8 protein-coding genes and 1 pseudogene are annotated in these 4698 nt (G+C 49.8%); all 9 read right to left on the bottom strand.

Going from position 1 to position 4698, the window contains the following annotated elements:
* Window positions 1–211, bottom strand: a pseudogene (locus tag FGS84_RS30335) (hypothetical protein); the annotation flags it as partial.
* A gap of 18 nt (window positions 212–229) precedes the next feature.
* On the bottom strand, window positions 230–745 hold the full coding sequence (locus FGS84_RS30340; protein ID WP_138311860.1) for a hypothetical protein: 516 nt from the start codon (window positions 743–745) through the stop codon (window positions 230–232).
* Window positions 746–798: 53 nt separating this feature from the next.
* Window positions 799–1287: a DUF2262 domain-containing protein gene (locus tag FGS84_RS30345; protein ID WP_207671154.1), complete on the bottom strand. Its 489-nt coding sequence runs from the start codon at window positions 1285–1287 to the stop codon at window positions 799–801.
* Between the two features lie 70 nt (window positions 1288–1357).
* Complete coding sequence (locus FGS84_RS30350; RefSeq protein ID WP_138311861.1) at window positions 1358–2107, bottom strand: SMI1/KNR4 family protein; 750 nt, start codon at window positions 2105–2107, stop codon at window positions 1358–1360.
* Between the two features lie 37 nt (window positions 2108–2144).
* Window positions 2145–2534 (bottom strand): hypothetical protein, encoded by a 390-nt coding sequence (locus FGS84_RS30355; RefSeq protein WP_118584694.1) that lies wholly within the window; start codon window positions 2532–2534, stop codon window positions 2145–2147.
* 34 nt (window positions 2535–2568) lie between these two features.
* Window positions 2569–3003, bottom strand: coding sequence for a hypothetical protein (locus tag FGS84_RS30360; protein ID WP_138311862.1), 435 nt, complete (start codon window positions 3001–3003; stop codon window positions 2569–2571).
* Window positions 3004–3019: 16 nt separating this feature from the next.
* Window positions 3020–4132, bottom strand: coding sequence for a hypothetical protein (locus FGS84_RS30365; RefSeq protein WP_138311863.1), 1113 nt, complete (start codon window positions 4130–4132; stop codon window positions 3020–3022).
* Window positions 4129–4407 carry a hypothetical protein gene (locus FGS84_RS30370; protein ID WP_040342499.1) on the bottom strand — a complete coding sequence of 93 codons (279 nt, stop codon included), beginning with the start codon at window positions 4405–4407 and terminating at the stop codon, window positions 4129–4131. Before FGS84_RS30370 ends, FGS84_RS30365 begins: the two co-directional genes overlap by 4 nt.
* Window positions 4408–4435: 28 nt before the next feature.
* A partial coding sequence (locus FGS84_RS30375; RefSeq protein WP_138311864.1) for a CbrC family protein occupies window positions 4436–4698 on the bottom strand: 263 nt, incomplete at its 5' end.

Consider the following 4698-nt stretch of genomic DNA (forward strand, 5'->3'; position numbering starts at 1 on the left):
GAGCGGCCAGCAGTTTAGACGCCAGTTCTCCCTCCAGCAGAGCGCAGTCCAGGGTATCCTCCGTCTGGGGAGCAGGAAAACGAACATCCAGATCCAGCTCGTACTCACACCAGTCCCAGATAGCCATGTATACCGTGCCGGAGCAGTTGCCGTCGGACAACTCCTTCCGCTGGTTATTTTTTATCAGATAAAAGGACGCAATCTGTGACATGGCAGTTCCTCCTAAATGTTATTCTTTTTCCATCAGCCCTTCGGCCTGCAATCGGATCACATAGAAAGCCCGCACCCAGTCCAGTTCCTGCTCCATAGATTCCTCCAAAGCCAGAAGGCAGCGCTTTCCAAGCCTGCGGTCCAGAAGGGCAAAGATACGGACAAGGGGATTCTCACTGACGAGGCCTTTCTCAATGCTCTGGTTATCAAAGATACCAAACGCCTCATAGAACACCTTTTGGTCAAAGGTGCCCTGCTCCAGCGCATAGGCATAAGCCCGGTCGATGGCCTCTTTTGCGGAGTTGTGATCTTTCAGCGTTGTGGACCGCAAATGATGAAATTTCGTCCACACATTTTCAAAATAGGTGTAGTAGTTGCTCCGCAGCACCTCTACACCGTCCACACGAATGGCTGCCCGGCCCTCATGGTCGGCGCTTTTGCTGTAACTGGTGGCAAAATACTGGATGTGGCCCCGGAGTGCTGGGCACAGATAGTCATTCTCCAGCTTGTTCCGCATTCCGCTCCAGGTTGACATAGCGACCGCCTCCTTTCTGCTGTTTACAGGCTTTGCCTTTTGTGGTTGAAGTGCTATCCGTTTAATCTGCCAGCTTCAATTCTATACTGGCAGTCGATCTCCATACAAGCTAAATGTCCCATAAAATAGTCGGGTTCTGCATCCAAATCGATGTAAAAGCCAGTTTCAATCCCATTTACAAATACTGTTACATTGTTTACGAATAGTGCTTTTACAAACTCATCTTCTGAAATTTTCCCATCTACTTCAAGGGCTCCATCTTCGATCATTTCATTCACAGTGTCTATGTAGTCATCGTTTTCTTCCAAAAAAGACTGGATGATCAACTCTCTGTGTGCATTGATCCAATTTATCTTTTCAAAAACGATATCGCCTATATTTCCTTCTATGCTCTTAATCTCAAGGAGAATTTTGGTCTTTCTCTCCCATACAATCAATTCTCCAACATAAAAGCCGAGCTTGCTGTCAAATACAAATTCCGTATTCCCCAATAATATTCTATCCGACATTTCGGCGTTTTTCTTCTTTGAAAACAGTCTCATATAGATCCCCTTAATTACTGTATATTACTGCGCCCGCCAATCCCGATAGCGCTTTTCATGTGCGATGTTTTCAGTGCTCATTGAGATACCTCGCCAATTTCTTCTCCAGCAGTTCTGTCATATCATTGCAGAGTCGCTTGACCTTGTCCTGCTCATGGGCGTAGTACCAGATGGTTTCCTCTCCGGGACAGAGCAGGAGTTGGTCGCCGTCCGCTTCTTTCCAGAACTCGCCCAGCACACAATACCGCTCTCCATGGATGGTCAGATTAAACATCCCGGAAAGGGAAAGGATCACGCCTGTGGATACATTGATGCCCGCAGTCAGCAGGAAAAACTCCCGCACCTGGGACGGGAGCGTGAAGCCCAGCACGCTTTCTTGATTCCCGATCTGCTCCTCCGTGGCGGCAGGCTGGATCTCATCAGTGGGGTCCAGCACCTTTGCCAACGCCTTGGAGAACTTGGGGTAGCGTCGAAACAGCTCCGGGTTGTCGGCCTTGAATTTCGCTTGCTTTTCCCGCTGTACTCGCTCCTGATCCTTGCAGAAAGCGTCCAGCTCGGCCAGATACCGCTCCTGGTAGAGATTGCTGACCTCAAATGCTGTGCCGCCCTTTTCCAGAATGGCGATGGCTCCCTTTTGGCTGGTCAGCACCGGGACCCACTGAAAACCGTGTCGGCAGGGCTTCAGTTTCAGGAATTCACCCCGATTGAGCAGGGTTTCCAACTCCGTCTCATGTTCGTCCCACCAGCTCCACCATGTTTCGGGAGTTTCCCGCCCCTCGACCAAGTCCAGGAGTTTTACTGTCAATGATTCTTTGTTCATAGGTGTCCACGCTCCTTTCCCCGCCATCACTTCCACATTACTCGGTAGCACAAAGCTCATTCATTTTTGGAATCAGTAATTTATCCATCCACTGACAAACAATCTCAAAGGTATTGTCAATTTTTTCTTCATTCCCTATATCAAGATATATTTCATTGTTTCTTAAACTGTAAAACAGTGGTTGTGTGTTGATGTCCGGTTTGGCGTAACCATAAGGGTCGTACGGACGAGTGTTGATTATATAACAAACCTCTATGCTTATGCTATCCTTTGTGTTCCCGCCGAATGAGGAAAACGCAATCATATATGTGAAATTTTTACTGTGCCTCGTAAGTGTTTTGTCGGATTTTTTATATTTAAAGCCTAAATGTCCGTACTTTCCTTGCAACTTATTTCCAAGCATTTGCATTGCTTCGTTAAAGTTCATTGTGCCCCCTCCATTTTTCCATCGTAAAAATAAATCATGATACTTGTGATTCCATGACTTCGCCATCATCATTGATATAAGTATAGTGAATAAAATCCTCATCCACAAGCAGCAGGCAGGGGCTGAAAACCTCCCATTCATCATAATCGCGCAGGATGTCATCATATTTTCCGAATATGAAGATTTGAAACAGTGCCTCTGTTCCCATCAAAAAGCACAGGTGAACATTTTCGTGTGGGTACGGGCAAGCTTCTTGAATCGACAGTTGCCCCGGCTGCGCGAAATCGAGTTTTGAGATGAATTTTCCAAGTTTGATCTCTTCCGCTTCATCTGCGTACCGGTATTTTTGAGAAAAATCTTCGATGCTTTTTGTGAGACGGTCCTTGTATTGCTGGATCTCTTCTCTTTGCTGCTTTGCTTTAAGCTGCGCTTTTTTCTGAGCCAAAAGCTCTTTCCTCTCATGATCCATCGTTCATTCCTCCGTTTCAGAGGGCGCAGGAATAGATGCTCATGGCCCCGTAATCGGTGTGCAGGACAAGTCCGCTCTTGGTAAAGGCAAAATTCACCTGACGCACCACAAAGGGATCATCAATGGTGGCCAGCAGTTGGCCACTACCGGTATCCCATACTTCTATGGGGGAGCTGCCACGATCCTGCTGAACGGCCATCAGGCTGCCCCTTGTCCTCACCGCACAGGTATCCGAAAAACTCAGCCCCTGGCGGACAGAAAACGGGAAAGGATTGTCCATCTCCTCTCCGGTCTGGGTCAGATAGAACTTGCCGCCCACCGAGAAGCACTGGTCATCTGGAGAGAAGAAGGGATGCCAGCCCTCATTGGGGATCACTACTTTTTGGGCAGATTTCAGATCGACCAGCACATACTCACCCTCGGTGACGCGCCAGGCCGCTTTGCTCTGCCGGGGAGAGAGCATCCCGAAGCAGTAATAAGCAAAATTCGGGTCTTTTGACTTCTTGCATTTTACTGTTTCCCGCCACACCTCTGTGTTGCTGCCAAAGTCAAAGACGGCGATCTCCTCGCCCGTGTACCACAGGGCCAGGTCGCCGCTGGCATCCAGCATGGTCTTCATGCTGTTTTTCTTGTTGGCAAAGGGCGTGATCTCATGGGTGTGGAGAGAGAACTGCTGGAGAAGATAGCTGTTGTTCAGCAGCAGGGTATCATTGGGGCAGAGGACCTGCTCATAGGTCATCCGCTTGGCACCCAGGGAAACTGTTTCGAGGATCTCCCCGCTGCCATCGAAGTGATAGAGGATCTCGTCCTCAAAATCGCCCACCACCCGCGTCAGGAAGAAGTCATCCCGTGTGAGGGCGGCAGCCAGGGGCATAAAACCGTTGCTGTCCTTGCCGACAAACCGATGGCACCGCGCCTGCCCAACGGCGGCATCCGGATTCTGATAGACGAATCCTTTCCGCATCTGGCCCACCATGGCGCTGGCCGCCTTGCTCTTGACCTGGAAGGCGGAGTCGCACAGGATCTCCTTGACCTTCCCGCCATGGGGGCAGGTTCGGATGGTATGTCCGTCAATTTCGATCCGCCACTGCTTATTTGTGGCGGGATTGAGGAAGGTTTTTTCAATCATGGTTTTGACTGTTCCTCCTTTCGGATCAGGATGCTTTTTCCCTCGGCGTTGATGCCATACAGGTCATCCAAATGGATATGAAATCCATCCTCACGAATGGTTTCCGCCATACCAAGAGCGGCTTTCGCCAATAGAAGCAGCCCCGCCCGGTTTCCCGTTAACTCCAATTCATTTCCGTCGGCATGAGTGGTAAAGGAGAGGTGAGCTTCCGGTTCCACTGGGAGGATGGGCAGTTGTTCATCATTCAGTTGAATGGTCAGTGTTTTAGTTTTCATTGCTTGTATCCTACCTTTTGAAAACTCCTCAATCAAAATCCATCCAGACCAGGTGCTTTCCGCAGTGGAGGCACTGGAACAGATAGCATTGCAGATGCCCGCCATTGACGGATTCCCGGATCATTCCCTTCTGCTCCTCGTCCCACATGGAGTCGTCCAGCACCTCCTCCAGCACACCCAGTGCCCGCAGTTCTCTGGCTCCCACATTACCCAAATAGGCGCAATAGTCACCACAATGGGCGCGCCAGTATTCCTGCTGCCAGCCGGAGTAGCCGGGGGTGCGGTGGATCA

Source organism: Clostridium sp. 1001271st1 H5 (assembly GCF_005845215.1).
Lineage (GTDB): Bacteria > Bacillota > Clostridia > Lachnospirales > Lachnospiraceae > Enterocloster.

Excerpts from the sequence above, each read along its gene's own strand:
- FGS84_RS30340 (WP_138311860.1), bottom strand. The coding sequence starts at position 745 with ATGTCAACCTGGAGCGGAATGCGGAACAAGCTGGAGAATGACTATCTG.
- FGS84_RS30345 (WP_207671154.1), bottom strand. The coding sequence starts at position 1,287 with ATGAGACTGTTTTCAAAGAAGAAAAACGCCGAAATGTCGGATAGAATA.
- FGS84_RS30350 (WP_138311861.1), bottom strand. The coding sequence starts at position 2,107 with ATGAACAAAGAATCATTGACAGTAAAACTCCTGGACTTGGTCGAGGGG.
- FGS84_RS30355 (WP_118584694.1), bottom strand. The coding sequence starts at position 2,534 with ATGAACTTTAACGAAGCAATGCAAATGCTTGGAAATAAGTTGCAAGGA.
- FGS84_RS30360 (WP_138311862.1), bottom strand. The coding sequence starts at position 3,003 with ATGGATCATGAGAGGAAAGAGCTTTTGGCTCAGAAAAAAGCGCAGCTT.
- FGS84_RS30365 (WP_138311863.1), bottom strand. The coding sequence starts at position 4,132 with ATGATTGAAAAAACCTTCCTCAATCCCGCCACAAATAAGCAGTGGCGG.
- FGS84_RS30370 (WP_040342499.1), bottom strand. The coding sequence starts at position 4,407 with ATGAAAACTAAAACACTGACCATTCAACTGAATGATGAACAACTGCCC.